Source organism: Pedobacter sp. CFBP9032, from assembly GCF_034045265.1.
Lineage (GTDB): Bacteria > Bacteroidota > Bacteroidia > Sphingobacteriales > Sphingobacteriaceae > Pedobacter.
Map to the genome: position 1 here is coordinate 112,376 of NZ_JAXCWE010000012.1, position 24,700 is coordinate 137,075.

Annotated in this window: 13 protein-coding genes; 9 read left to right on the forward strand and 4 right to left on the reverse strand. The window is 41.5% G+C overall.

Annotation, left to right across the window (positions count from 1 at the left end):
- Positions 1-40: 40 nt before the first annotated feature.
- The 3 genes from SOM16_RS19275 to SOM16_RS19285 all read left to right on the forward strand — a co-directional run bounded on the left by SOM16_RS19275 (position 41) and on the right by SOM16_RS19285 (position 3,525).
- Positions 41-1,339, forward strand: a complete 1,299-nt coding sequence (locus tag SOM16_RS19275; RefSeq protein ID WP_320465629.1) for an HlyD family secretion protein — start codon at positions 41-43, stop codon at positions 1,337-1,339.
- Between the two features lie 31 nt (positions 1,340-1,370).
- Complete coding sequence (locus tag SOM16_RS19280) at positions 1,371-2,822, forward strand: TolC family protein (protein WP_320465630.1); 1,452 nt, start codon at positions 1,371-1,373, stop codon at positions 2,820-2,822.
- 154 nt (positions 2,823-2,976) lie between these two features.
- On the forward strand, positions 2,977-3,525 hold the full coding sequence (locus tag SOM16_RS19285; protein WP_320465631.1) for a hypothetical protein: 549 nt from the start codon (positions 2,977-2,979) through the stop codon (positions 3,523-3,525).
- A 233-nt stretch (positions 3,526-3,758) separates the two neighbouring features.
- On the opposite strand, the gene SOM16_RS19290 is transcribed toward SOM16_RS19285, so the two are convergent.
- The 4 genes from SOM16_RS19290 to SOM16_RS19305 all read right to left on the reverse strand — a co-directional run bounded on the left by SOM16_RS19290 (position 3,759) and on the right by SOM16_RS19305 (position 12,371).
- A complete protein-coding gene (locus SOM16_RS19290; RefSeq protein WP_320465632.1) occupies positions 3,759-5,894 on the reverse strand; it encodes a xanthine dehydrogenase family protein molybdopterin-binding subunit in 2,136 nt (711 codons plus the stop codon).
- Positions 5,895-5,908: 14 nt separating this feature from the next.
- On the reverse strand, positions 5,909-6,892 hold the full coding sequence (locus SOM16_RS19295) for a xanthine dehydrogenase family protein subunit M (RefSeq protein WP_320465633.1): 984 nt from the start codon (positions 6,890-6,892) through the stop codon (positions 5,909-5,911).
- A 16-nt stretch (positions 6,893-6,908) separates the two neighbouring features.
- Complete coding sequence (locus tag SOM16_RS19300) at positions 6,909-7,691, reverse strand: (2Fe-2S)-binding protein (RefSeq protein ID WP_320465634.1); 783 nt, start codon at positions 7,689-7,691, stop codon at positions 6,909-6,911.
- A 603-nt stretch (positions 7,692-8,294) separates the two neighbouring features.
- A complete protein-coding gene (locus SOM16_RS19305) occupies positions 8,295-12,371 on the reverse strand; it encodes a hybrid sensor histidine kinase/response regulator transcription factor (protein ID WP_320465635.1) in 4,077 nt (1,358 codons plus the stop codon).
- Positions 12,372-12,563: 192 nt separating this feature from the next.
- Here SOM16_RS19305 and SOM16_RS19310 point away from each other — a divergent pair, with 192 nt between their 5' ends.
- The 6 genes from SOM16_RS19310 to SOM16_RS19335 all read left to right on the forward strand — a co-directional run bounded on the left by SOM16_RS19310 (position 12,564) and on the right by SOM16_RS19335 (position 24,581).
- The gene (locus SOM16_RS19310; RefSeq protein ID WP_320465636.1) at positions 12,564-15,545 is read left to right on the forward strand and encodes a TonB-dependent receptor; all 2,982 of its coding nucleotides are present in this window, start codon (positions 12,564-12,566) and stop codon (positions 15,543-15,545) included.
- Between the two features lie 41 nt (positions 15,546-15,586).
- Positions 15,587-17,194 carry a RagB/SusD family nutrient uptake outer membrane protein gene (locus tag SOM16_RS19315; protein ID WP_320465637.1) on the forward strand — a complete coding sequence of 536 codons (1,608 nt, stop codon included), beginning with the start codon at positions 15,587-15,589 and terminating at the stop codon, positions 17,192-17,194.
- 15 nt (positions 17,195-17,209) lie between these two features.
- Positions 17,210-18,325, forward strand: a complete 1,116-nt coding sequence (locus SOM16_RS19320) for a SusE domain-containing protein (protein WP_320465638.1) — start codon at positions 17,210-17,212, stop codon at positions 18,323-18,325.
- A gap of 7 nt (positions 18,326-18,332) precedes the next feature.
- Positions 18,333-19,382: a glycoside hydrolase family 53 protein gene (locus SOM16_RS19325; RefSeq protein ID WP_320465639.1), complete on the forward strand. Its 1,050-nt coding sequence runs from the start codon at positions 18,333-18,335 to the stop codon at positions 19,380-19,382.
- A 96-nt stretch (positions 19,383-19,478) separates the two neighbouring features.
- Positions 19,479-22,022: a membrane or secreted protein gene (locus SOM16_RS19330; RefSeq protein ID WP_320465640.1), complete on the forward strand. Its 2,544-nt coding sequence runs from the start codon at positions 19,479-19,481 to the stop codon at positions 22,020-22,022.
- A 72-nt stretch (positions 22,023-22,094) separates the two neighbouring features.
- Positions 22,095-24,581, forward strand: coding sequence for a DUF4982 domain-containing protein (locus SOM16_RS19335; RefSeq protein ID WP_320465641.1), 2,487 nt, complete (start codon positions 22,095-22,097; stop codon positions 24,579-24,581).
- The last annotated feature ends 119 nt before the right edge of the window (positions 24,582-24,700 follow it).

Below are 24,700 nucleotides of genomic sequence, written 5' to 3' on the forward strand. Positions count from 1 at the left end.
AACAGTCGCAAGAAACGTAGATGAAAACTCCTCACTTTCTATGGCGAACCTCATTTCATCAAGCGGCTCCAGACTTTTGGGGCGGGTAATGATTGGGGTATCCATATTGTTTATCATCATTTTGTTATTACCATGGAGACAAACCATCTCGGGCCGTGGAGTAGTTACAGCATTGAGGCCGGAAGACAGGGCACAAACCATCCAAAATCAAATTGGGGGAAGAATTGAACACTGGGCGGTAAGAGAGGGAGAACAGGTGAAAAAGGGGGATACTATTCTTATTATCTCAGAGACAAACCAATCCTATTTCAATCCTGAACTTCCTGAACGCCTGGATGAACAGCTTACTGCTAAACGCGGAGGAGAGGTTGCAGCAGAACAAAAAATAGCTGCCACCAACGCACAGATCACAGCCCTCACCAGTGGCTTGCGGATCCAGTTATCAGCCGCAGAAAATAATGTAGTACAAGCCCGGAATAATGTTCGGATTGATAGCGCGGAGCTCGTTGCCATCAGGAACTTTTATCAAACCAGTAAATCCAGACTAGAACGTTATGAGGTTGGCTACAAAAACGGACTTTTCTCCCTTACCGATATTGAAACCCGAAGATTGAAGCTACAAGAAGATAAAGCAAAGGAAGTAAGTCAGGAAAATAAATTAAACAGCTCCCGGCAGAGTTTAGAAAATGCGGTGATAGAACTAGACAATATTCGTGCAAAATACAATCAATCGTTGGCCGCTGCTCAGGCAGATCGAAGCTCGGCGCTTTCTGGCAGGGCTTCAGTTAAGGAGGAAATTGCGCGGCTGCGGAATGAAATGTCGAATGTAGATATCAGACGAGAACTTTATGTGGTAAGAGCACCACAGGATGGTTATATTGTTAAAACATTAAAAGCAGGAATTGGCGAAAATATTAAGGAAGGAGAATCTGTTGCTACACTTCAACCCCTCTCCCCGCAAGTAGCGGCAGAAATTTATGTCGATGCGATGGATGTTCCATTAATTTTAGACAGTAGTAACGTCCGTTTACAATTTGAAGGCTGGCCCTCTGTGCAATTCTCTGGCTGGCCATCAGTAGCCGTAGGAACTTTTGGTGGCAAAGTATCGGTAATTGACCGCGTGAGTACAGATGGGAAATACCGGGTATTGGTACGGCAACTTCGCGATATTCCTAAAAATGATGAACCCTGGCCAATACAGCTTCGGCAGGGATCTGGTGTATATGGTAGGGTGATTTTAAGAACCGTTCCGGTTTGGTATGAAATCTGGCGACAGCTAAATGGTTTTCCTCCAAGCCTTGATAAGGTACCTACGCCAGAAAATATCAATAACAGATAATTTTAAATTCAAGTAATTTCTCCTCAAATTTATGCTGACTAATAAAGGATGCAGTTACCAGGGCTTGATGTTAACCATCTTTTTCTTCGGTATTTTTACTTCAGTTTTAGCACAACAGCCCACTGCAGATAGAAACGGAGTATTCCTGGTGAAGGATCTGCAGGAATTGGTTCTACTAAATCATCCGATTGTTAAACAAGCGGGCTTGCTTAGTAAAGAGGCACAGGCCAGGGTACTTCAGTCGCTGGGGAAATTCGATCCGGCATTAATGGCATCCTTCGGCAAAAAATCTTTCGGTGGCACAGATTATTATAACCATTGGGATAGTGAATTAAAGGTGCCTTTGTGGCTGGGAGGTGCCGATCTTAATCTTGGTTATGACCGAAATGTAGGCGTTTACAATAATCCGGAAACCCGAACCAGCAGTACTGGTTTATCTGGGGTAGGTTTAACTATTCCGCTTGGCCAGGGATTGCTGATTGACGCCCGTAGAAATACCCTCCGCCAGGCAAAAATTATGGTCGGCTATGCTGATGCCGAAAAAGTTGCTCAAATCAATAGTGTCTGGTATAATGCAATGAAGGATTATTGGAGCTGGTATTTTGCTTTTGAACAGCGTAAATTTACTAAAGAAGGCGTAGAATTGGCACAGAAACGCTTTCGGGCCATTCGAGAACAAGTTATTCTGGGAGATAAACCCCCGATTGATTCTGTAGAGGCTGCAATTGTTTTACAGGATCGCGAAATACAGCTTCAGGAATCTTCAGTACAGTTAACTAATTCGAGACTTTTGCTCTCTAATCACCTTTGGAGCTCAGCAGGAAAACCGCAGGAACTTCCCGCTGATGCGGTACCTGAAGAGAAGTTGGAGACTGAAACTACCGTTGAAAAATTACGACTGGATACCTTGATTCTTCAGGCTGCAGACAATCACCCCGAGATTCTTAAAATTAAAAGCCAATCTGCCAAACTGGAAATTGAGCAAAAATATCGACTGGAGATGCTGAAGCCTAAGCTCAATGTAAAAGGTTCTTTCCTGGCCGGAAGGAGAGATTTTTCTGATATACCAAATAATTATGATTTTAGGCTCGCTAATTACAAGGTTGGAATTGATTTTTCTTTTCCATTATTTCTTCGGGAGGAACGTGGAAAGCTTCGGGAAGTGAGGATTCAGCAGGCAGAGGTGGCCTACGGACTTCAACAAACCACCCGGGAAATACAAACGGACGTAATGACGGCTTTTACCGAAATGAAAGCAGTACAAACCCAGGTCACTTTGCTCACTAAAAATGTAGAAAACCAACGTGCTTTGGTAAATGGAGAGTTGCAAAAATTTGCGCTCGGTGAAAGCAACCTATTTCTAATTAATACCCGTGAAACGAAATTAATGGATATGCTGGTGAAAAGGGCTAAACTTATTTCCAATTTTCAAAAAACCATTGCAGACTTATATTATCGTGCAGGAAAAAGAAGACAATATTAGGTGCTGAAACAGAGATTAATAACTGTTTTTATATCTGTCTTGTAAATAAAAGGCTTATTAGCACAATTTTGCAAGTGATTAATATCATCAATGCGGCATTATCTTTGCTAATGCTCAACTCAAATTTATAGCAACTTACATAATTTAAATGATCATGAAACTAAACGTATTTTATCCAAAACAGTTATTATCTTTTTTTATCGTTAGTATTCTGTTTTTATCATCCTGTTCTGAAACACCGGAAAAATTTTTCGATACAACTATTCTCAACACCAATACCATTAAAGATTTTGCCAGTGCGGATTTGGCTCACCGTATCGAAGCTGAAGCAAAGGAATATCCAAATATTCCATCTAGTAAGAAAAAAGGTGATGAAGCCGTAACCAATGTGAAGATGAATACGATGTTTCTGGAGCAATCACTTAACGAAATTAAAAAACTCTCTGCCTCTGGTGATGAACAGAAGGAACTTCAAAAATTATCTATTGATTTATACGAGTATGTGATCCCGGTTTATAAAAATGAATACCTGGCCTATGCAAAACTTTGTGATGCACACGGAGATCAAAATGCAAAAGACGAAATTATTAAAAGTATTGATACGAAATATGGTCCAACCTTCGAACAGAAACATTCGGCATTAATGGAGAAGGGTAAAGCTTATGCACAGGAAAATAATATTCAGGTAAGTTGGGGACAATAAGTTTTGCTTAAGGTCTTCTATTGGTCGGTGAGAAACTGGCCAGTAGAAGACCCTCTTTATTAGATAGATTGTTACGACTGCTGGAAGAACCGGCTCGCAATAATCGTTATGCAAAATAGTTACTAACGCTGATCATACAATCGTTATTGGCGTTAGTAACTTTAGTTTTAAATCAAATTAACTGATTTTTTTGATCACACTGAACCAGATCATCAGTAAAATCGCTCTACCTTTTACGAAGGCAATAACTTATCTGGCGTAATCGGCAATGATCTTATTCTTTTTCCTGTTGCATTAAAAACGGCATTCGCAATGGCAGCGGCTACACCAACAATCCCGACTTCGCCAATCCCTTTAACGCCCATTTTATTTGGAATCAAATCTACCTCATTAATAAACATGGCATCTAACTTTCCAACATCGAGGTTAGCGGGCACATGGTAATCTGCAAAAGATCTGGTAGCGAAATTCCCATATCTTGGATCAAGTACTGACTCCTCCGTTAGCGCCATCCCGATGCCCCAGATATTTCCACCAATAATCTGCGACCTTGCGGTTTTAGGATTCAGAATTTTCCCTGCACCAGTCACCGCCAGGAATCGGGTCACTTTAACCATTCCTGTGTTCTTGTTAATGCGAACTTCTGCAAAATTCGCATTAAAGCTGTGTGCAGAATATTGCTCTGCTTCTGCAGGTGCCTTGGATGTACTCTGCGTTTCAAAATTGGTAATATTTTCGGCGTTCATCACCGCACTAGCAGTAGGCCGCACGAAGTATTGTTTCCCTGACTTTGAAATCAATTCATCCGTAATTTTATTACACGCATCATTTACCGCATTGGCAAAACTCGAAGCGCCAACTGAGCCCACCGAACCTGCGGCAGGGGGTAAGTCTGAATCTCCCAGTTTAATGGTAATCTGAGCAACTGGAATGCCCAACCCATCCGCTGCTGTTTGAGCGAGAATGGTATTGGTTCCGGTGCCAAGATCTGATGCCGCAATTTCGACTGTAGCATAAACAACTTTAGCTTTTCGTGTCAGTTTAATCGCGGCAGAACTTTCGCGTTGCCTGGCGGGGTAGGTGCCACAGGCAACACCATAACCAATTAGATCATCACCAGCAAAATTAGTTCCCGGAGTTGATTTTCTTTTATCCCAGCCAAAGGCTTTTGCACCTTCCTCCAAACACTTTACTGTAGTTCTGGAACTCCAGGGTTTGCCGTTTGAAGGATCTTTCTTCGGTTCATTTTTGATTCTTAATGCAATTGGATCTATTTTCAACTCATGCGCCAACTCATCCATCGCAGATTCCAATGCAAAGCTACCGGTAGATTTTCCCGGTCCCCGAGTATAGGTCGGGAGAATGAGATTCATTGGCACTACCCGGTAAGAAATTAGTGAATTTGGTACCTCATACATAATTTTGGAACAGTCTCCGCAAGGTTCAATATACTCAAAATCAACAGCCGTGTGCGAAATGGTTTCGTGTGCCAGGGTGGTCAAAATCCCATCTTTGGTGGCGCCGAGACTTATCTTTTGAATATTTCTTTGTCGCAATCCTACCGAGTTAAACATTTGCTGACGGGTAAGTGCCAGTTTCACAGGTCTGTTTACCATTTTAGCAGCAACAGCAGCTAAAACCAGATTTGCCCATTGACCACCTTTAGAGCCAAATCCTCCACCAATATAGGGCGATACAATCCGCACTTGTTCAGGCTTTAGATTTAACGTTGCAGCAGCAGCAGTTTGCGCGCCATTAATGATTTGCGATCCGTTATAAAGAATTAAGTTTTCGCCTTCCCAAAGTGCTACAGTTGAATGTGGCTCCATTGGGTGATGATGCTCAATAGGTGTTTCATATTCGTGTTCAACTCTAACTTCAGCATTAGCCATGGCGGTCTTACCGGCACCCCGCACTAAATCTGCAAGCTCTTTTCCCTTTGGCATTTCTGGGTTCTTCGCTAATTTTTCGAAGTCTATTTTCTCTGCACTATCCTGCTGATATTTAACCTGAACCAAATGCGCTGCGGCAGTGGCCTGCTCAAAAGTTTCGGCAACAACCATCCCAATGTGTTGTCCATGGAATACAACATCAGGCCCTTGCAACAAGGCGCCACCACGCAAACCACCTTTTTCGTTTAGTTTTGGTGCATTTTCATGCGTAATAATTTTTAGTACCCCAGGCGACTTTTCAGCGGAAGCAGTATCAATTTCAGTAATCTTTCCTGCTGCGATGGTACTTTTAAAAAGTACAGCGTAAGCCATATTTGTAGCCGGATAATCTGTAGCGTAGTTCGCTTTACCCGTAATTTTCATGATGCCATCAATGCGATCGATGCCTTGTCCGATAATCTTTTTAGTTTCTTTCATATCTCCAGCATCTGTTAACCTTTCAACGCAAGTTCGAAGGCATTGATTAATGTTTGTTTACCCATTTCAATCTTAAATTTATTATGAGAAAGTGGTTTTGCGGTACTCATTTCTAACTCGGCAGCCTTTGTAAAAATTGCCTTTGTTGCTGGCTTACCTTTTAAAAAAGCTTCCGCTTTTGTGGCCCTCCAGGGTTTATGTGCTACACCGCCCATGGCAATCTGCGCATTTGCAATGTTGTTGCCCTGCAGTTCAAAGCCTGCCGCGACAGAAACCAGGGCAAATGCATAAGAGTTACGATCTCTAACTTTTACATAAGCCGAATGTCCTGCAAAATTATTTTTCGGTAAATCAATCGAGGTAATTAACTCTCCGAAGTTTAAGCTGTTGTCCTTTTCAGGATGGTCTTTAGGCAGCACATGAAAATCACCAAAAGGAATAATTCGTTCAGTTCCGCTTGTTTGCATCACCTTTACGCTTGCATTTAATGCAGAAAGCGCGATAGCCATATCCGAAGGATAAACTGCTACACATTTATCCGACCAGCCAAAAATAGCATGCATCCTGTTGAAGCCTTCCATGGCGGCACAACCGCTACCGGGATTTCGCTTATTGCAAGGCATGGCGATATCATAGAAATAACTGCATCTGGTACGTTGAAGCAAGTTCCCTCCGTTGCTCGCCATATTTCTGATCTGTGCAGAGGCACCAGCCAATATCGCTTTGCTTAACAGCGGATAATCTTTTCTTATTATGGGGTGGTTAGCAGTTTCTGTATTTTTTGCCAGGGCACCCAAGCTAATTCCTGTTGCGCTTGCGATAATCGAACTTAATTTCAGACGGCCTAAATCCACAATTTCTGTTGGATTAGCCACCTGTTCTTTCATTAAATCCAGAATATTCGTTCCACCTGCTAAAAACGCAGCACGATCATTTTTACTGAGTAAACCTATTGCTGCCGAAGGATTCTCTGCTATTGAAAACTTAAATGGGGTCATAATCTAATGATTAATATTAGTCCGCAAACAGCCAGTTCTGTTCGATATTTTTTCCGGTTTGGGCTTCTTTAATTGCGGCAACTATGTTTGGGTAGGCACCACAACGGCAGATATTTCCCGACATCCGCTCTGCAATTTCATCATCACTTAACATAACCGATTTCGGTTTATCACGAATATTCTTGGTGAGGAAACTCGCCTGTCCTTCCTTTGCTTCTTTCATCAGCGCTACCGCGGAGCAAATCTGACCGGGTGTACAGAAACCACATTGAAAGCCATCATGTTTCAAAAATGCCTGTTGCATGGGATTCAATTCGTTTTCTTTAGCCAAACCTTCTATGGTTATTACCGATTTCCCCTCGCAGGTAGCAGCAAGGGTGAGGCAGGAAAGGACACGGTTTCCATCTACAATTACAGTACAAGCACCGCATTGTCCATGGTCGCAACCTTTTTTAGAACCCGTTAAGCCAATGCGTTCACGAAGGGTATCTAACAAGGTCATTCGAGAATCAACCAATACTTTTTTAGTGTTCGAATTGACTTTGAAGCTTACATTAATGCCATTTTCGATTGCTGAGGGCATCAAATCTGGAATGTCTTCCATTTCCATTGATCTGGCAAAAAGTTGTTCTGCGCCCACCATGTGACTTACCAATAAGCCCGCGGAAGCCAAGCCCATTAGTTTAAGGAAATGCCGTCGCTTGAGGCCAGAATCCAGTACTTCATTGAGCTCTTCAGGCATGAGATCACCGAATAGTTTTTTTTCTTCGGGGGTTAGGCTAGAAATGTTTTGTTTCATCAGACTGTTTTTGGAGTGACAGAAGTTGCAAATTACTGCTTGTTGAGGGCAGTAATTCTTTAACAACTTTAAAAACAGTTGGTTTTAAACAATCAGAAATGATACGATTTTATCATTATTAGGGTTGGTTAGTCTTAAAGAGGTTAGTTTTTAGATATTTTATTTATTCATTTCCGCTGCGCTGGCTTGCCATTCCATTCGGTTTGCCTCAGCTAACAACTAGAGGATTATTGCTTACTTGATGTTGATGATTTGCACTTCAACAGGCAGCGCATACTGCTCTTTATGGAATAACAAATATAGATCAAGAATTCCTTCGTGATTCAGTGTTTCCGTGGCAAAAAATAACCATACCCTGAAAAGGCAACCCATATAAGTGAATGATAATTCCGTGGTTTCAGTGTTTCCGTGGCAAAATATATTATACCCTGAAAGGGCTACCTGTTTAGATGAATGATAATTCCGTGGTTTCAGCGTTTCCGTGGCAAAATATCTTATACCCTGAAAGGGCTACCCATGTAATAGATGAAGAATTCCTCCGTGATTCAGCGGTTCCGTGGCAAAACATCACCATACATAAACACCCTCAAGATTAAAAACTATTTAAGATTTTTTCCCTAACCCCTGAATATATCCTGTTGGCGTAACACCGAATTCTTTTTTGAATGCCTTGGTGAAATAAGATTGAGTCTGAATGCCGATTCGATACATCACTTCCGTCATTAGAACATCTTCCGTTTTCATGATTTCTACCGCCTTACGCAACCTTGCAGAACGTACAAATTCACCAATAGATTGTCCAGTGATGGATTTTATTTTCTGATACAGTTTGGTTCGGCTCATGCCGATTTCCCTGCATAAATAATCAATGTCCATCTCCGGATTGACCATTTGCGCGTCAATAATAGCAAGCAGATTATTCATAAAAAGTTTATCTTTTTCCGAATGCACCAGGTCTCGTGGCTGCATTTCTTTATTCTTTGAATAATGTTCCTTTACTTTTTTTCGCTGCTCAAAAATGTTCCGGATGGTAACGAGCAGTAAGTTCGTATTAATCGGTTTGGTAAAGTAGAGGTCTGCACCAGATTCGGCACCTTCAATTTCTGCCTCAACACTGTTTTTAGCAGTGAGCATTAAAAATGGAATATGGCTGGTTTCTATATTTTCCTTAACTATTTTGCAAAAATCCGTGCCGTTCATTCCGGGCATCATCACATCACTGATAATTAAATCGGGCAAATGTTGCTGCGCCATGTCTACCCCGTTTGCGCCATCCTCAGCAACTATAATTTGGTATTGTGCCGCTAAAGTATCTTTCAAAAATGTGCGTAGTTCCTCATTATCATCTACAATTAAGATGGTTAATGCGTCTTCACTGGTAAACGATTCTGGCTGTATTGTTGCTGTTTTCTCCGGTTCGTTTTGATAGGTAATACTCTCCAGTCGGGTGCCGCCAGCGGCGGTGCTTTGCGTAAATTGCTCCTCAATATTATAATCGCTTTCTAACACCGGAATTCCGATAACTATCTCAGTTCCCTGGTTCCGTTCGCTTGAAACTTTGATCAAACCTTTGTGAAGCAAGGTTAAGCTTTTTACAAAAGCCAAACCCACGCCAGAACCTAAATGCGACTCCGTAATTCTGTAGTAACGTTCAAATAAATGCTGAATAGAGTCTTTTGAGATCCCAATTCCACTGTCAATTACCCGGAAGTAGACATATTTAGTGCCGCGATAATCATTTTCAATGTGTAGTTGATTTTCAAAAAGTGGGGTAATGCCATCTAAAGAATTTAAAACCTGGATTTTAAGGTCACCACCCGCTTTGGTATACTTCAGGGAATTGTTAACCAGGTTGAGAATAATTTTTTCAATGATTTGCCTGTCGAACCATACATCAGTGAGAAGATTATTATTCTCTACGGTAAACTTAATGTGGTTATCAGTAGCCATTTCCTTAAATTCTTCTGCAATTTCATTCACAAAAAGATCAAGATTTCCGGCAGTCACGTTCAGCTTTAATGCACCAGAGGCTGTTTTTCTAAAATCCATTAACTCATTAATCAGCCTTAGCAAACGGTTGGCATTGCGGTGGATAGTGGTATAATAGCTTTGAAAAGATTGTTGGGTATCTTCATTTAGCAGGCGCTCAATCGGACCAAGAATTAAGGAAAGCGGGGTACGGAACTCATGGGAGATATTGGTAAAAAACTGAAGCTGCGTCTGATGAATTTCTTCTCTCTTTTCCTCTTCAATTTTACGCAGTTCCAATCTGCGCCTGAAACTCAATGCCAGGTAAGTGAGGTAAACTACGGTAGCAATCACAGCGAGCCTAAACCACCAGCTCGCCCAGAACGGAGGGGAGATATTCAACACGATGGAGATACCTGCTTTGTTCCAGATGCCATCATTATTAGCAGCACGAACTTTAAAAGTATAGCTGCCGGGATCGAGGTTGGTGTAAACCGCTTGCCTGCTATTGCCAATATTAATCCATTCTTTATCCTCACCTTCAAGCTTATAGGCGTAGTTATTATTCTCGCTCGATACATAATTCAGCGCTGCAAACCGAAAAGCAACAGTTGCCTGATCATAATCTAAATCCAGTTTTTTGGTATAGCTGATGTCGTTTGCTAAGATATCTTCATCGGTTTGTGGTGTAATCACCTTGTTGAAGATTTTTAATTCTGTAAGGTATACCGGAGGGATAAAAGCATTGGTTTTAATATCCTTCGGGAAAAACGAATTAAAGCCATTTATACCACCGAAAAACATTTCACCAGCTTTGGTTTTTAGAAATGCATTGGATTCAAATTCGAGCCCCTGCAAGCCATCTGCAGCATTATATCGCTTAAAGGTCTGGTGCTGCGGATTATATTTAACCAAACCATTGGCGGTAGAAATCCAGAGATTGCCTTGCTCATCTTCCGTAATTCCTTTGATAAACGCTGTGGCGAGGCTGGCCCTTTGTGAAGCAATTGTAAACCGATTGCGATGGGCATCAAAACGGTACAGTCCAGCCTGTCCGATCCACAAGTTGCCTTTCCTATCTACAAAAATTACCCGCAAATCTGGTTTTTTGCCGCCTTCGGTAAAGTAGTGGGTAAACACCTTCGTTTTTAAATTATAACGATTCAGGCCGCCATCGTCAGTGCCAATCCACAGGTTTTTCGCATGGTCTTCATTTATCGCTACAATGTTATTGCCAATTAACCGCGTTCCGTTTGCACCTTCAATAATCCGTTGAAAACGCTTCGTTTCCGGGTTGAAGATATTTAATCCACCATAATAAGTACCAATCCATACGTGATGCTCACTATCTTCAAAAGATTTTTGCACATAATCTGAAGAAATGGATGTTGGATTATTGTCGTTATGATTAAATCTGGTAAACGTTCCGTCTGCATTCATCCGGTTTAATCCACCGGCCCAGGTGCCAACCAATAAACCGCCCCGGGTTTTTGTGATATCTAAAACAGCATTAGCACCTATAGAATTTGAATTAAATGGATTAAACCGATAGTGTGTAAACGATTTGCTTATTTTATTGTAAACGTCTAATCCACCACCATCTGTGCCGATATAAATCTCTCCGTTCTCCGCTTCGTAAAATGTCCGGACGTCGTTATAACTCAAACTATTTTGATCAGGCTCCTGCCTGAACAGGTTAAATTTCTCCGCCTGCGGACTATAAAGATTAACGCCACCACGGTGAGTACCCACCCATAAATTACCCTGATTATCTACAAAAAGGGCAGAAACTGTTCGTTGAGAAAGGCTCGAAGCATTGCCAGCTTTATTTTCATAGTGCTTAAACAGGTCTGTAGCCGGATCAAAGTGATTTAAGCCCCCGTTAATGCCACCTACCCAGACCTTATTTTGCTGGTCGAAGGCTATGGCCCTCACCAGGTTACTGCCAATACTATTTTTATTCTTTTCTTCGTGAAGATAGGTTTTCAGTGTATTGCGCTTTGGATCAAAATGAATGAGGCCATTTTCTTCGGTGGCCATCCAGAACGAACCATCTTTGGCTTTTTCAATTACCCTGATCTTATAACCACTTAATTTAGTTTCCGTAGTGCCTTTTATTGTATTAAGCAACTCCACGCCAGCATCGGTTGCCACCCAGAGTTTCGCATCGGCATCGCTGTAAATATCATTGATAAAATCTTTCCTTGTACCAACCTGTTTTGGGTTTTGATAAATGAAAGGCGTGAGGCTTTTCGTTTTTTCGTTGGTTCTAAAAAGTCCGCTGCCATAGATACCCACCCAAATCCCATTTTTATTTTCGGCAATGGCAGTAATGATGTTACTGTTCTGACCCGCATTGGCGTAGCGGGTAAATTTATTTTGCTCGGGATTAAATTTATTAAGTCCGTTGGAGGTTCCGATCCAAAGATTTTGATCTTTATCTTCGATGATACACCTGATAAAATTATCACTGATGCTGCCAGGTTTGCCGTTGCTTTTAAATACAGTTATCTGGTTACCATCGTATCGGTTCAAACCATCGCGGGTACCAAACCAGATGAAGCCACGGTGATCCTGAAAAATACACTCTATGGTGCTGTTTGATAAACCCTGTTCTACGTTAATGTGCTTAAATTTTAGGTTTTGTCCGTAGCCGCTTATGGCTGATACGAGGAAAAAAACGAACAAAATAAATCTAGCTTGAAGAATCATTTACAGGGTTTGCCCGGGATAATTTATGGCTTCCAAATGTAATTCATTTTTCACCTTCTTTAATCAACATGTATGATTTATAAGCAAATGGGGCGATATTATGACGAATAGAACAAAAAGAATGCACGATAGCACAAAGCTAACGGAGGGATAAAGGCTTTATTTGTAGCTATAATTCTAACCGATATTTCTATGCAGATGATTACTTTTTTCTTCAGTGGTAACAAGCGAATGTTCATGCTATTACTATTGATTTTTACCCATGGATTTCTTTTTGCACAGCAGGCTACAATTACTGGAGTGGTAAAAACAGCTCCGGATAATTTGGGTATGCCTGGGGTAAGCGTTCGACTAAAAGGAACAGCTACCGCAACTTCTACAGATGGAAATGGAAACTTCACGATTAAAATTCCCGCGAGCGGAACTTTAGTGTTTACCTCAATAGGGTATAAAGTACAGGAGATTCCGGTTTCTCAATCTACTAACTTGAACATTACCCTTACCGAAGATGCTTCTACCTTAAATGATGTAGTAGTGGTGGGTTATGGTACTACCAGAAAACAGGATTTAACAGGTTCGGTTGCAGTGGTAGGGGTGAAAGACTTCCAGAAGGGAAGCATTACCACGCCCGAGCAAATGCTTTCGGGAAAAGTATCTGGTGTGGCAATTACTTCTAACAGCGGTCAGCCAGGTGCTGGAAGTACCATCCGGATTCGTGGAGGTTCATCTTTAAATGCCAGTAATGATCCTTTATTCGTAATTGACGGTGTGCCTTTAGAAAGTGGTGGTGTTTCAGGCGCTTCAAATCCGTTAAGTTTTATTAACCCGAATGATATTGAAAGTTTCACGGTATTAAAAGATGCATCAGCCGCTGCCATATACGGTGCCAGGGCATCAAACGGGGTAATCATTATTACCACCAAAAAGGGCTTAAGCAATGAGTTGAAAGTTGCTTTCAACACGGTTAATTCGGTTTCTAAAATTGTAAAACAACTGGAAGTGTTAAGTGCAGATGAAATTCGCGGTATCGTAAACCAACGCGGAACTACAGCACAAAGGGCACAGCTTGGCAATTTCAATACCAACTGGCAAGATCTGATTTATCAGGATGGTTTCTCCAGCGATAACAACCTAAGCATCAGCGGTGGGATTAAAAAATTGCCGTACCGTGTATCCGTAGGCTATCAAAACCAAACTGGTTTGTTAAGAACAGATCAACTGGAAAAAACATCTGCTGCCTTGGTATTAAACCCACGTTTCTTTGATAATCACCTAAAGGTAGATTTAAACCTGAAAGGCAGCATGCAGAAAACACGTTTCGCCAATACCGCTGCCATCGGTGGTGCCGTAAGTTTTGATCCAACACAGGCCACTTATACCAACCGATCTGCTTATAATGGTTATTGGGAGTGGCTGGATCCAACCAGCCCGACCGGTTTAACCAATCTGGTAGGTAGAAATCCGGTAGGTTTATTGGAGCAGAGAGAAGATCGTGCTAAGCCGATGAGAAGTATCGGTAACTTACAACTGGATTATTCTTTTCACTTTTTGCCAGAACTTCATGCCAATTTCAATGCAGCTTATGATGTTGCAAGTGGTAAAGGAACGGTTTATGTAGATCCGAATGCTGCTGAATCTATTGTAAGCAATGGCGTAAGAAATGAATATAAAACCAACAGGCAAAATACCGTTCTGGATTTTTACCTGAATTATGTGAAAGAATTTAAATCAATCAAAAGCAGGATAGATGCAACCGCAGGTTACTCTTACAATGATTATTTAACTACACAATATTTTTACCCGGTTTTTGATGCGGTAGGCAACAAAGTTGCTAATTCTGATCCTGCCTTTGCATTCAACAAGCCTCAATACCGTTTAATTTCCTATTTCGGTAGATTTAATTATAATTTCGATGAACGCTTTTTATTAACCGCTACGGTTCGTCGCGATGGTTCATCTCGTTTTGGCCCAGCTTTTAAATACGGTACATTCCCATCTGTAGCATTAGCGTGGACCGCTAAAAATGAAACTTTCCTTAAAAACATCGATGCGATTTCTAATTTGAAAGTTCGTGCCAGTTACGGAATTACAGGCCAGCAGGATGGAATTGATAACTACGGTTATTTATCAACTTATGGCCTAAGCTCGTTGAATGCCCAATACCAGTTTGGCGATACTTTTTACCAAATGTACCGTCCGAGTGCTTACATCGCCAACATTAAATGGGAAGAAACAGCAACCGCTAACATTGGTTTAGATTTTGGATTATTTGATAACCGAATTAGTGGTAGTTTGGATTTCTATCAGAAAAAAACCAGCGATTTGTTGAACAGAATTCCACAACCTGCCGGAACTAACTTTGCTGCAACGGCAATCGTAAACGTTGGCGATATGAAAAACGAAGGCGTGGAAATGACTTTGAATTTCAATCCTGTTAAAATGAAAGATTTCAACTGGGATTTTAGCGTAAATGCTACCTACAATAAAAATACGATTACCAATCTAACCGTAGTACCCAACGATCCAAATTATCCGGGTTTCCCAAGTGGCTCAATTGCTGGTGGTGTAGGCGGTCAGTTCGTTTTCTTGAATGCGGTGGCGGGTCCGAAAAGTACGTTTAACCTTTTTGAGCAAGTTTACGATCAGGCAGGAAATCCGATTGAAGGTGTGTATGTAGATCAAAATGGCGATGGTACCATCACCGCCAGCGATTTAAAGAAAGGTAAACAGGCAGATCCAAAATTATTTTTGGGTTTTAGCAATAATTTAAGCTATAAAAGTTGGAACATGTCTTTCACGCTAAGGGCTAATCTGGGCAATTATGTTTACAACAACAATTATAGCCAGAGCGGAAACCTGGCGCAGATTACAGGTACATCGGTTATCCTTAATGCTTCACCAAACTACCTGGCCACCAATTTCAGAACACAGCAGCTATTGAGCGATTATTATGTTCAGAATGCATCGTTCCTGCGTATGGATAACATCAACCTGGGTTATTCTTTCGGTCAGTTATTTAACAGCAAGGCTAAGTTACAGCTCACAGCGAGCGTGCAAAATGTATTTGTAATTACTAAATACAAAGGGCTTGATCCGGAAGTTGCTTCCGGAATTGATAATAATATCTACCCGAGACCTCGTGTATATTCTTTGGGCTTAAATCTTAATTACTAACGCTTTATAATAATACGATGAACCGTTTTAATCAAAAATATATGAAACTACGTGTTTTACAAATGTTCGTGTTGGTTTGCAGCGCTTCCCTTTTCATGGCTGGCTGTACTAAACTGGATTTGACGCCAACGAACGATCTCATTGCCGATAATGTGTACACCTCGGCAGCGGGTTACAAACAATCCTTAGCCAAGGTATATGGCGCTTTTGCCCTTACCGGCAATGCTTCTGTAGGGCAACCAGATATTCCTACAGAAATTATTAAAGATGAAGGTAACTCAGATTTCCTTCGGTTGTACTGGAACTTGCAGGAACTTACCACCGATGAGGCGGTATGGTCATGGCAAAGTGATGGTGGCATTTTAGGCTTGCACGAATTAAGCTGGTCGTCTACCAACTCCATTATTAACGGATTATATTATCGTTCATACTTTCAAATTACCTTGTGTAATGATTTTATCAATCAATCTTCAGATGATAATTTGAGTAAAAGGGGCATTACGGGAGCCGATGCAGATCAGGTACGCCGTTTCAGGGCAGAGGCACGTTTCATCAGGGCTTTTCAATATTCGGTATTAATGGATCTTTATGGGAACGTACCCATGGTAACTGAAACTACAGAAATTGGTGGCAAAGAATTACCAAAACAAATTGCACGTAAAGATTTATTTGCTTACGTAGAATCTGAACTTAAAGCCATTGAAGGTGATTTAGCTGCTCCAAAAGCAAACGAATATGGGCGTGCAGATCAAGCGGCAGACTGGGCATTATTAAGCCGGATTTATTTAAATGCAGAGGTATACACCGGAACGGCCAGGTATACTGATGCCATTACGTATTGCAACAAAATTACAGGAGCTGGTTATGCCTTGCACAATAACTACCGTGAATTAACCATTGCGGATAACCACTTAAACCGCGATGAATTTATTTTTACGATCAATTACGATGGTACCAGCACACAAAATTTCGGCGGTACAACTTATCTGATGCACGGTCCGGCAGGTGTACCTGCAGAAGTTTCTGGCTCTAGCGGTAACTGGGGTGGCTTGCGCATTACGCAGCAATTTGTTAACCTTTTTGCAGATAGAACTGGTGCTACTGATAGCAGGGCACAGTTTTATATGACCGGACAAAACCTGGAAGTAACCGATTTATATACGTCTACGGATGGGTATTCTAGCACAAAATACAGAAACAAAACCCGCTCCGGCGGACCAGCGCCTCACCAGGATGTGGCAAAAGATTTCTCTGATATTGATTTCCCACTCTTCCGTTTAGGTGAAACTTATTTAACCTATGCCGAATCGGTATTGAGAGGTGGTACTGGCGGAAGCTTAAGCACAGCTTTAGATTACGTAAACAGGCTTCGTACCCGGGCTTATAATGGAACAGCAGCGGGCAATATCACATCAAGTGCTTTAACCACCGATTTTATTTTAGATGAGCGTGGAAGAGAGCTGTGGTATGAAGCTTTCAGAAGAACAGATTTAATCCGCTACAATAGATTTACTACCGCTGCGTATTTATGGGCCTGGAAAGGTGGCGTAAGAAACGGAGCCGCTGTGAATAGCAGATTCTCATTGTTTCCTTTACCGCCAACCGATCTTTCGGCCAACCCAAATCTTCGTCAAAATCCAGGATATTAATCAACGCTTCAGCACATGAAAAAAATATTTAATCAATTATTTACCATACTTCTGCTCTGCACCGTAATATTCGGTTGCAAAAAAGAGGAGAGTACCAATGTAATTTCTGTACCATCAGCCGGAACATTGGCGTTTAAAAGTTCAGCCTCTGCTGTAGTACTTACTGCTGCAACTGATGCCGCAAATGTGGTGACCTTCAGTTTCAATGCGGCAAATTTTGGCGCTACTGTTGTGCCAACCTATTCCCTGGAATTTGATCTTCCTGCTGATACTACTGGCGCAAACGCCTGGGCCAATGCAGTGGTGGTTAAACTTCCGGAAGGTACTTTATCAAAGGTATATACCGGAGCAGATTTTAATTCGCTCACCAGCGTACAACTTAATTTGCCAACAGGAACGTTGAGTACACTGGCCGTGAGGTTAAAGGCCGAAGTTAATCAGAATACAGGTGTGCCTTCTACTATCAAACCCGTTTATGCTACGATAATGTTGACCGTAAACCCATATAAAGCCATCGTAGAATATCCGGCATTACTGGTAAAAGGTGGCAATTCCTGGAAAACACCGGGTGTAAGAACCAATGGCTTTTTGTTAACCTCCGCTAAATTTAATGGCAAATATGAAGGTTATCTTAACTTGCCAAATGCCGATGGTTTTGGAGGAGACGCATTTCAATTAGCTTCTACCTTAGATCCAAATAAAGTATATGGTTGGGGCGGAACAGCAACAACCATGAGCTTGAATAGTGGTAACTTATACCTTACGCCTTCACCTGCTTATTTAAAAGTGAATGCAGATGTAGATGCCTTAACGATTTCTTACACACCAGTTAAATTTTTCATCTCTGGTGATGACAATGGATGGAGCCTTACCTCAACACCGCTAAACTATAATGCCGCAACTGGAAAGCTTGAGGCTGCTAACGTAGCCTTAACTGCTGGAAAAGCTTTCGTATTTACTTGCAATGGTAGTTATGATATTAGTTATAAGGTAGATGCATCTGGTAATTTAATGTTTGCCGGCGCACCAACCTGGGGTGGAATCAATATTCCCGTAACCAAAACCGGGGTGTTCACCGTAACGCTTGATTTAAGCGCAGGCGATGGAAATTATACTTACACCATTAAATAAAATCGACATGTTCACAATAAAAAATATAAAACGGGTTGGTTTTTTGGCCATCGTGATCATCACCAGCTTAGCCTGCAAGAAAACAATAAAAGGAGAAACACAGATCTATCCGGAACCTGATCCGGTTGGTACTTACGCTAAAGGTGCCGATGTAAGCTGGGTAACTGAAATGGAAGCTGTAGGAAGAAAGTTTTTTAACAGTGCTGGTGTGCAACAGGATTTGTTTACCATTTTAAAAGATAAAGGCATCAATACCATTCGCCTGAGGGTTTGGGTAAATCCACCAGCTGGTTATAACAATACCGCCGATGTATTGGCAAAAGCGAAACGTGCGAAAGCAGCAAACATGCGTTTACTGATCGATTTTCACTATAGCGATTCATGGGCAGATCCTGCACAACAGAATAAACCTGTTGGCTGGGTTAATCAGGATTTTACCACCTTGAAAGCTTCTGTTCGCAGCCACACCGTTGCCGTTTTAACCGCTTTAAAGGCAGAAAATATTATCCCCGAATGGGTACAGGTTGGCAATGAAACCAATGATGGCATGTTGTGGAACGATGGAAAAGCGTCTGTAAGTATGAAAAATTTTGCCGAATTAATTCAAGCGGGTTACGATGGTGTGAAATCGGTAAATCCAGGCTCGAAAGTGGTGGTGCATATCTCCAACGGTTTTGATAACAGTTTATTCAGGTGGGTTTTTGATGGCTTGAAAGCAAATGGCGCAAAATGGGATGTGGTCGGCATGTCGCTTTATCCAACAGCAGCAGATTGGACTACAAAAAATACCCAATGTTTGGCCAATATGAATGATATGGTTGCCCGTTATGGTTCTGAAGTAATGATTTGTGAAGTAGGCATGCCAGTAACCGATGCCGTTGCCTGCAGAGATTTTATTAAAGATATTATGGCGAAAAATAAATCGCTCGCCAACAATAAAGGTTTGGGCGTTTTCTATTGGGAACCACAATCTTACAATAGCTGGAATGGCTACAAGTTAGGCGCTTTTAATGATGCTGGCAAACCGACAGTTGCGATGGATGCATTTTTGCCTTAATTTGCAAAAGCATTAATTGATTTATTTCATCTCTTATTCATACAAATTTTTAGCCGGGTTGATCCGGTCCGGCTATTTTTACAGCTCGTTTTCCATATGATTTTTAATAAACGGTGTTTACTTTTCTTCATCCTAACTTTTGTCTCTTTTTTTGCATCCGCTCAAAATAAACAGGGCATCTATGTAGATTCTAAGGGCGTGATCCGCTGGGAGAAGGATAACAAAGAAGCCGCATTTTTTGGGACAAATTATACCGCACCCTTCGCATACGGCAATCGCGCCATCTTAAAAACGGGTATCACAGCAGAACAGGCCATTAAAGATGATGTTTACCATTTCTCCCGCTTGGGTTTGGATGCCTTCCGGGTGCATGTTTGGGATACAGAGATTTCAGATTCTCTTGGGAATTTAATCAATAACGAACACCTGAGGTTATTCGATTTTCTACTGGCTGAATTAAAGAAAAGGAAAATTAAAACTTTGGTTACGCCGATCGCTTTCTGGGGAAACGGCTACCCGGAGAAAGATGAACGCACAGGAAGTTTCTCCGCTAAATATGGTAAACATGATGCACTACTTAATGAAGCGGCATTTAAAGCGCAGGAAAATTACCTCAAACAGTTCTTTAAACATAAAAATCCTTACACGGGCTTAACCTACCAGCAGGATGTTGATATTTTAGCAACAGAGGTGAACAACGAACCACAGCATAGCGGCGCACCCGAAATTACTACAACCTATATCAATAGGATGGCAGATGCCATTAAAAGTACTGGATGGACCAAACCTATCTTTTATAATATTAGTGAATCACCAAAATATGCGGCCGCCATTGTGAAAGCTGATGTAAAAGGTCACAGTTTTCAATGGTATCCAACAGGCTTAGTATCAGGTCATACGCTGAAAGGAAATTTTCTGCCAAATGTAGCGGCTTATAAAATTCCTTTCGATACCATTCCGGCATTTAAAAACAGGGCAAAAGTTGTTTATGAATTTGATGCTGGCGATGTAATGGCACCGATCATGTATCCGGCGATGGCGAAAAGTTTTAGGTCGGCGGGTTTTCAGTGGGCCACTCAATTCGCCTATGACCCTATGGCAACTGCCTACGGTAATACAGAATATCAAACGCATTATTTGAATCTGGCTTATACGCCATCAAAAGCAATCAGTTTATTAATTGCTTCCAAAGTATTCCATCAGCTTCCCCGGCTTGCCAAACAAAACAGCGAAACCCGCTTTGGTAATTTCAAATTGGATTATCAAAAATCGCTCTGCGAAATGAATACCGCAGATGCATTTTATTATACCAACTCAACGGAGACAAAACCCTTGAACGCTGCCAAAATAAAGCATATTGCCGGAGTGGGCAGTTCGCCTGTGGTAAATTACCAAGGGAAGGGCGCCTATTTTATTGATCAGTTGGCCAGCGGCGTGTGGCGACTGGAAGTGATGCCAGATGCCGTTCCCATGAGTGATCCTTTTGCAAAAGCTTCCCCTCAAAAAACCGTAACTGCCATTAACTGGGGAAAGTTTGATATGAAAATTAACCTGCAAGATCTTGGAGATGAATTTGATATCAAAGGCTTAAATACCGGGAATGCCTACAGCGGTTCTGCCAGGCAAGGTAAATTTGAAATTACACCAGGAAGTTATCTGTTGGTGAAAAAAGGTTTGAAGTCTGCCTTAGGAGCCAAAGATCTTTACGGCAACATCTCGCTGGGCGATTTTGTGGCACCGCTATCTAGTTTGAACCGTGTTTTCTTAAAACACCCGGCACTTAAAACGGCCAGCGAACAACAAGATCTTGTGCTTAATGTGGAGGCTTTTGGCTTAAATAAACAGGATTCGATAGATGTAGAACTGAACAATGCAGTTGGAGAATGGAAAAATATCGGTCTGAAAAAGAATGATAATGGCGGCTTTACTACCACTATTCCGGCAGCCTTTATTAAAGTTGGTCTATTGAATTACAAAATTATCGTAAAACAGGCTAATGGAAACTTCGTCACTTTTCCAGGAAATAACATTGGCGATCCTCGTGCCTGGGATAGACTGGATACAGAAAGTTATCAAACTTATATAGCAGCTAAAAATGCCCGATTGGAGATCTTTAATCCAGCGGCAGACCGCAATAACATCAACATTTATAATCCCGACTGGAAGAACAATAAGATGGAATTCACTTCGTCTGAAAATCCATTAAACCTCGAATGGAAACTTTCGATGAATGCACCAGAAAAGCAATCGCTTCTGGGCTTTCAAACTTATATTGCCGATTACCTGGCAGGAAGAATTGGAGATTTAGCAGGAATGACCATGTTGGTAATCAGGGTAAAATCAAACATTAAAAACACTAAAGTTAAGGTAGGATTGATTGATGCCGCTGCGCATTTCTTTTCGAAGGAGATTTCTGCGAATCAGGAATTTCAGGAAATTGAGATCCCGTTAAATCAATTAACGGCCGATCAGCAACTGCTGTTGCCACGACCATATCCGGGTTTTCTTCCGTTATATTATCAGTCGCCAACCAAAGCTGCTTTTGATTTAAAACAAGTTGAAAAACTAGAAGTAACCTTTGCTTCCGGGCTATTGAACCAATCTGTCACCTTAACCGTATCATCTATTTATTTAAAATAAGTTTTGTAAAAAGGGCGATACGCATCGCTTCGCGCAAGACTTAACACCATATTCTTTTTATCTTGATCATTTATGAAAATAAAAGTGCTTGTTCAACAGCATCCAATTAAAATTATGCGAAGATCTTATCCCTTTAAACGTTTCCTTTTGATGCTGCTATTGATGACGACAACATTAAGTGTTTTTAGTCAGCAGAGAACCGAGGTTTTACTCACCGATGGATGGAAGTTTTTCAAGGGCAAAAACGAAGCATCGTCTGCTAGAGATTTTAATGATAGGGCATGGAAAACCGTTACTGTGCCACATGATTGGGCAATAGAAGGTCCCTTTGATAAGGAAATTGATAAACAGATGGTGGCCATTGTGCAAAATGGAGAATCAAAGCCAAGTGAAAAAACGGGTCGTACGGGTGCATTGCCTTATATAGGTGAAGCCTGGTACCGCAATACCTTCAGTTTACCGGCAAGTGCAAAAACGCAACGCATCATTTTGCAATTTGATGGAGCCATGAGTGAACCGAAAGTTTTCTTAAACGGTGTGAAAGTAGGCGAGTGGAATTATGGCTATAACTATTTTTATATTGATATCACTGATCATGTTTTGGCAGGCGGGAAAAACGTATTGGCCGTTCATTTGAGCAATCAGCCTAAATCATCGCGATGGTATCCGGGTGCAGGTTTGTACCGCAATGTTCGCCTGATTACCAAAGACAAAGAGAGTATTGAGCAATGGGGAGTCAGTATTACTACGCCTGAAGTAAGTAAAGCTTTTGCAAAAGTGAATATTAAAACCAGGCTATCGGCAACTGGTGCTAAACTGGTTACGCAAATTTTAGATAGCAAGGGCCAATTGGTTATGAGCGATACGGCCAAAACGTTTTTTGGCAAGGAGGCCGATCAAAATATTAAACTCTTAAATCCAAACCTATGGAGTCCTGAAACACCGTATTTATATACTGCGGTATCGCGATTATATCAGGGGAATAAGGTTTTAGATGAAGTAACTACACGTTTTGGGGTGAGAAGCATCAGCTATGTTGCCGGAACAGGTTTCAGCCTGAATGGTACCGTTCGTAAATTTAAAGGCGTTTGTTTGCACCATGATTTAGGTCCGCTGGGTACGGCCATCAACGTTGCTGCACTGCGCAGGCAACTGATGATCTTAAAGGATATGGGGTGCGATGCCATTCGCAGCTCGCACAACATGCCCTCTTTAGAGCAACTGGAACTCTGTGATGAACTTGGTTTTATGTTTCTGGCAGAAACTTTTGATGAATGGGCTAAAGCGAAAGTAGAAAATGGTTATCACCGTTTCTTCCAGCAGGATGCTGAAAAAGATGTTGTAAATTTAGTGAGGGCGACCAGAAATCATCCTTGCATTGTGATGTGGAGTTCGGGTAACGAAGTGCCGGATCAATTTGGAGCTGAAGGGGTAAAACGGGCAAAATGGCTGCAGGAAATATTTCATCGGGAAGATCCTACCCGTCCGGTAACGGTGGGCATGGACCAGGTAAAAGCCACTATGGCTTCCGGTTTTGGTGCTCTATTAGATATTCCGGGGCTAAACTACCGTGTGCACTTATATGATGAAGCTTACAAAGCCTTTCCACAAGGCATGTTATTGGGTTCTGAAACCGCTTCTACAGTAAGTTCGAGGGGGATTTATAAATTCCCTGTGGTAAAAGCGAAGAACAAAACCTATAACGATTTCCAGAGTTCATCTTATGATTTGGAATGTTGCGACTGGTCTAACGTGCCGGATGATGATTTTGTAATGCAGGACGATAAGCCTTGGGTAATTGGTGAATTTGTATGGACAGGTTTCGATTACCTGGGCGAACCTACACCGTACGATGAAAGCTGGCCATCACGCAGTTCTTATTTTGGAATGTGCGATTTAGCCGGAATCCCGAAAGACCGCTATTACCTTTACAGAAGCAGATGGAACACCGAAAAACCCACCTTACATTTACTTCCGCATTGGAATTGGGAGGGGAGAGAAGGACAAACTACACCCGTATTTGTGTATACCAATTATGAAAGCGCAGAGCTTTTTTTAAACGGCAAGAGTTTGGGTGTGCAAAAGAAAAATAATTCAACGCCTCAAAACCGTTACCGCTTAATGTGGATGGATGTAAAATATGAACCTGGAACACTAAAGGTAGTGGCTTACGATAAAGATGGAAAAGCAGTTGCAGAAGAAACTAAAATAACTGCGGGTAAACCTTATCGCATTGTGCTCGATCCCGACCGTAAACAAATTCTGGCGGATGGGAAAGATATTTCATTCATCACGGCATCTGTGGTGGATAAAAATGGTAATCCGTGTCCTACAATAAACGAAAGATTAAATTTTGAAGTGACAGGCGAAGGAAAATTCAAAGCGGTTTGCAATGGCGATGCCACCTCACTAGAAATGTTCGACAAACCAACGATGAAACTCTTTAGTGGTAAGTTGGTAATCCTGGTACAATCTGGCCGCAAACCAGGTAAAATGGTACTTAAAGTAAGCGGGAAATCACTAAAAAGCGCCGAAGCCGAAATTAATTCATCAAACTGAAATCATTAAATTCAGTTATTTGAGCAAATTTCATTGCCTCCGTTGTTAACGTGAGCTTGTCGGAAAATTATTTCGTTAAAAATCTTTCGACAAGCGCGCTCAACAAGTTATGAGATAGA

Bases quoted from the DNA above. Each gene is read 5' to 3' on its own strand.
- SOM16_RS19285 (WP_320465631.1), top strand. From the start codon at position 2,977: ATGAAACTAAACGTATTTTATCCAAAACAGTTATTATCTTTTTTTATC.
- SOM16_RS19295 (WP_320465633.1), bottom strand. From the start codon at position 6,892: ATGACCCCATTTAAGTTTTCAATAGCAGAGAATCCTTCGGCAGCAATA.
- SOM16_RS19330 (WP_320465640.1), top strand. From the start codon at position 19,479: ATGATTTTTAATAAACGGTGTTTACTTTTCTTCATCCTAACTTTTGTC.
- SOM16_RS19335 (WP_320465641.1), top strand. From the start codon at position 22,095: ATGAAAATAAAAGTGCTTGTTCAACAGCATCCAATTAAAATTATGCGA.
- SOM16_RS19320 (WP_320465638.1), top strand. From the start codon at position 17,210: ATGAAAAAAATATTTAATCAATTATTTACCATACTTCTGCTCTGCACC.
- SOM16_RS19300 (WP_320465634.1), bottom strand. From the start codon at position 7,691: ATGAAACAAAACATTTCTAGCCTAACCCCCGAAGAAAAAAAACTATTC.
- SOM16_RS19275 (WP_320465629.1), top strand. From the start codon at position 41: ATGGCGAACCTCATTTCATCAAGCGGCTCCAGACTTTTGGGGCGGGTA.
- SOM16_RS19305 (WP_320465635.1), bottom strand. From the start codon at position 12,371: ATGATTCTTCAAGCTAGATTTATTTTGTTCGTTTTTTTCCTCGTATCA.
- SOM16_RS19310 (WP_320465636.1), top strand. From the start codon at position 12,564: ATGCAGATGATTACTTTTTTCTTCAGTGGTAACAAGCGAATGTTCATG.
- SOM16_RS19290 (WP_320465632.1), bottom strand. From the start codon at position 5,894: ATGAAAGAAACTAAAAAGATTATCGGACAAGGCATCGATCGCATTGAT.
- SOM16_RS19315 (WP_320465637.1), top strand. From the start codon at position 15,587: ATGAAACTACGTGTTTTACAAATGTTCGTGTTGGTTTGCAGCGCTTCC.
- SOM16_RS19280 (WP_320465630.1), top strand. From the start codon at position 1,371: ATGCTGACTAATAAAGGATGCAGTTACCAGGGCTTGATGTTAACCATC.
- SOM16_RS19325 (WP_320465639.1), top strand. From the start codon at position 18,333: ATGTTCACAATAAAAAATATAAAACGGGTTGGTTTTTTGGCCATCGTG.